At 65.9% G+C, this 4,022-nt stretch carries 4 protein-coding genes; all 4 read left to right on the forward strand.

Features of this window, described 5'->3' with window-relative positions:
• Positions 1-252 precede the first annotated feature (252 nt).
• Positions 253-867: a 30S ribosomal protein S4 gene (rpsD, locus tag VF662_RS06845; RefSeq protein ID WP_464139206.1), complete on the forward strand. Its 615-nt coding sequence runs from the start codon at positions 253-255 to the stop codon at positions 865-867.
• Between the two features lie 184 nt (positions 868-1,051).
• A complete protein-coding gene (locus VF662_RS06850; protein ID WP_464139208.1) occupies positions 1,052-1,306 on the forward strand; it encodes a hypothetical protein in 255 nt (84 codons plus the stop codon).
• Between the two features lie 161 nt (positions 1,307-1,467).
• The gene (locus tag VF662_RS06855) at positions 1,468-3,123 is read left to right on the forward strand and encodes a M28 family metallopeptidase (protein ID WP_464139210.1); all 1,656 of its coding nucleotides are present in this window, start codon (positions 1,468-1,470) and stop codon (positions 3,121-3,123) included.
• Positions 3,120-4,022 (forward strand): agmatine deiminase family protein (locus VF662_RS06860; RefSeq protein WP_464139212.1); only part of this gene is annotated, 903 nt, incomplete at its 3' end. The genes VF662_RS06855 and VF662_RS06860, both read left to right, overlap by 4 nt.

Raw genomic sequence — 4,022 nt, forward strand, 5'->3', positions numbered from 1 at the left:
CAGGGCGACGATGCGCTGGTCGACGTCGTCCACGCCGGCGCGGACCTCGGTCATTGTGGTGCAGTCCTGGGGATCCCGGATGTCGCTCATGCGCGCCCCTTGCCCGCTCGACCTTGACCTCCGCAAGCCCCTCCGCTAGGCGCGCGCCACGCAATTGGCCCCGCACGTCCGGTGAAGTGGTGGCCCTGCCCTGAGTTCTTCAGAAGTAGCGCGGTTCCGGGCACGACACAGAAACGCAATTGGAGTGAACATATGTCGAAGCGCACCAGCGCCAAGTACAAGCTTGACCGCCGCATGGGCGAAAACGTCTTCGGTCGCCCGAAGAGCCCAGTTAATCGTCGCGAATATGGTCCCGGCCAGCACGGCCAGCGCCGCAAGGGCAAGATGTCGGACTTCGGCATCCAGCTGCGCGCCAAGCAGAAGCTGAAGGGCTATTACGGCGACGTCACCGAGAAGCAGTTCAAGCAGACCTTCCAGCAGGCCAGCCGAATGAAGGGCGACGCCTCGCAGAACCTCATTGGCCTGCTCGAGCGCCGGCTCGACATGGTCGTCTATCGCGCCAAGTTCGCGCCGACCATCTGGGCGGCCCGGCAGCTCGTCAGCCACGGCCACATCCGCGTCAACGGCGTCAAGTGCAACATCGCGTCGCGCCGCGTGAACGTCGGCGACGAGATCAGCCTCGGCTCCAAGGCGCAGGAAATGGCGCTGGTGATGGAAGCGCAGGGCCTCGCCGAGCGCGAGATCCCCGACTACGTCGCCCCCGACGGCACCGCCAAGGTGACCTTCACCCGCGTTCCGACGCTGGACGAAGTGCCCTACCCGGTCCGGATGGAGCCGAACCTCGTCGTCGAGTTCTACTCGCGCTAATTGCGGTTGAGCACCGGCTGTCCCGTATGCGCGGGACAGCCCTTGGCTGCGGAAGTTGTTGTACGAGCGTCGAAAATTTCCTGAGGCGGACAAGCCGCACTGGTGCGCCCAGGCGATTTGTGCTAGCAGGGAATCAGGATCAGATAGAGAGGATTGGCAGATGCGAGTGCTTCTGAGTGTTTCGATGGCTTTGGCTATGGTCTCGACGCCCGCATTTGCTGCGGACAAGCCGAAGGACAAGAAGATCTGCAAGCGCACCGATGAGGGCCGGACCGGCACCCATCTGAGCGGCCAGTCGCGGATCTGCAGGACCGCCTCCGAGTGGAGGGCGCTCGAAGACAGCATCGACGCGGATCTGCGCAGGGTCTCCGACAAGGTGAGCTACGATGCCGGATCTTCCTCTCCTGCATCGGGCCCGTCGCCGACCGCGCCCAATTAAGGGCAGCGACACGCAACACGCTTTGAGGGCGGGACCGGCAAAGTCGGTCCCGCCCTTTTGCATTTCGTGGCCGCTGGGGCGGAGGGCGAAGCTACTCTCGCTTGCGAGCCCTGCGCTCCGGTGCCAATGGCTCCTCCTCCCGCACTGATCAGGAGGTCCAATTGCATCCCTCGGCTTTGCTTCGCCTGTCGCCGCTGCTCCTGATCGCCGCCTGCGCGCAAACGCCGGGGCCGCGGACCGCCGCCGCTCCGCCCGCAATTTCCGAAGCGACGCTGACGACTTTGACCCAGATCCTGTCTTCGGACGCGTTCGAGGGGCGTGCGCCCACCACTGCGGGCGAGGAGAAGACGGTCCAGCTGATCGCCGACCGGTTCCGCAAGGCGGGGCTCCAGCCGGGCAATAACGGCAGCTGGTACCAGAATGTGCCGCTGGTCGAGACGACCGCGAGCCCGAGTTCCCTCCGGATCACCGGCGGTTCGAAGCCCCTCGTCTTCAGCTACCGCACGGACATGGTCGCCAACACCTACCAGGTCCAGCCGAAGGTCAGCCTCGACAATAGCGAGATCGTCTTCGTCGGCTACGGCATCAACGCGCCCGAGCGCGGCTGGAACGATTATGCGGGCCTCGACGTGCGCGGGAAAACGGTGATCATCCTCGTCAACGATCCCGACTGGCAGAACGAGACGCTGCAGGGGCCGTTCAACGGCAAGGCGATGACCTATTACGGGCGCTGGACGTACAAATATGAGGAAGCGGCGAAGCAGGGCGCCGCCGCAGCCTTCATCGTCCACGACACCGCCCCCGCATCCTATGGCTGGAACGTCGTGCAATCCTCCTGGACCGGCGCCCAGTACAATATGGACGACCCGGGCGGCCATGCCGATCAGTCGAAGGTGATCGGCTGGCTCACCAACGATGCCGCAAAGCAGCTGTTCGCCGCTTCGGGCAAGGACCTGGCCACCCTTTCGGCGGCTGCCAAGCAGCCGGGCTTCCGGGCAGTGCCGCTCGGCCAGAAGGCATCGATCTCGCTTTCGAACCAGATCAAGCGCCAGGCATCGCGTAACGTGATCGGCATCTTGCCCGGCAAGTCGCGCCCGAACGAATATGTGATCTACACCGCCCATTGGGACCATCTCGGCCGCTGCGATGCCGATCCGAGCGGCGACGACATCTGCAACGGCGCGGTCGACAATGCGAGCGGCACCGCCGGCCTCGTGGCGCTGGCGGAGGCGCATGCCAAAGCTGGCCCGGCCGAGCGTTCGATCATCTTCCTTGCGGTGACGGCGGAGGAATCGGGGCTGCTCGGCTCCAGATATTATGCCGAGAACCCGATCTACCCGCTCGCCCAGACGGTCGGCGGCGCCAATATGGACAGCCTCAGCCTTGCCGGCGACTTCCGGGACTTCGTCGCGATCGGCAGCGGCAAGTCCGAGCTCGACGCCTACCTTCAGCGGGCGATCGCGCCCATGAACCTCACCCTCAAGCCCGAGCCGTCCCCACAGGCGGGTTATTATTACCGCTCCGACCATTTCAGCCTGGCGCGCAAGGGCGTGCCGATGATCTATGCCAAGGGCGGCGAGGATCTGGTGAACGGCGGCACGAGCGCCGGGGCCGCCTGGGCGGCAGACTATCGCGCCAAGCGGTACCACAGCCCGAATGACGAGTATGATATCGACTGGAACTGGGCCGGCGCGATCCGCGAGCTGCAGATCTATTATGGCGTCGGCCGAGCGCTTGCCGACGGACGGGCCTGGCCCAACTGGAACAAGGGCGACGAATTCCGCGGCATCCGCGACCGCTCGCGCGCCGGAAAGTGACTGCACGCCAGCCGCCGGAATGGGCGGAGCACCAGTGGGTCTGGATCGGCTTTCCGAGCCACGAGGACCTTTGGCAGGACGACCTCGAGGCGGGGCGCGAGGAGGTCGTCGCCTTCGCTCGCGCCGTTCATGCCGAGGGTGCGGGCGAGGAAGTCCGCCTCGTCGCGGCTGATCCCGCCTCGGCACGCGTCGCGCACCGGATGGCGCCCTGGGTAACTGTGGTGCAGGAGCCGTTCGGCGACATCTGGCTTCGGGATACGGGGCCGATCATGCTCAAGGATCGCGGCGTGCCCACGGCCGCAAGCTTCCGCTTCAACGGCTGGGGCGGGAAATATGACCTCGAAGGCGACGACACGATCGGCATCCGCCTCGGCGAGACTGCGGACCTCGAGACCACCCGCTATAACTGGATCCTGGAAGGCGGCGCGATCGACGTCGACGGCACCGGCCTCCTCGTCACCACCGAACAATGCCTCCTCAACCCGAACCGGAACCCCGCGCTCGGCCGAAGGGAGGTCGAGGCGCGGCTCCGGCACGACCTGGGGGCGGAGCGCGTGCTCTGGCTCGGAGAGGGCCTCCTCAACGACCATACCGATGGCCATGTCGACAACCTCGCCCGCTTCGTCGGGGAAGGCCGGATCGCCATTCCCGTCGCCGCGGGCCCGGACGATCCGAACGCCGAAGTCTACGCCGACGCACGAGCCCGCGCAGAAATCTTCGGGCTGGAGGTGGTCCCCCTCCCCTCGCCCGGGCTGGTCACGCGCGATGACGAGATCATTCCCGCTTCCTATATGAACTTCTACATCGGCAACGCCGCCGTCGTGGTCCCACTCTACGGCGCGCCCAACGATGACGCCGCCGTCAAGGCGATCGGAGCGCTGTTCCCGGGCCGCAAGGCA

It is taken from the genome of Allosphingosinicella sp., from assembly GCF_036387215.1.
Taxonomy (GTDB): Bacteria; Pseudomonadota; Alphaproteobacteria; order Sphingomonadales; family Sphingomonadaceae; genus Allosphingosinicella.

Bases quoted from the DNA above. Each gene is read 5' to 3' on its own strand.
- rpsD (WP_464139206.1), top strand. From the start codon at position 253: ATGTCGAAGCGCACCAGCGCCAAGTACAAGCTTGACCGCCGCATGGGC.
- VF662_RS06850 (WP_464139208.1), top strand. From the start codon at position 1,052: ATGGCTTTGGCTATGGTCTCGACGCCCGCATTTGCTGCGGACAAGCCG.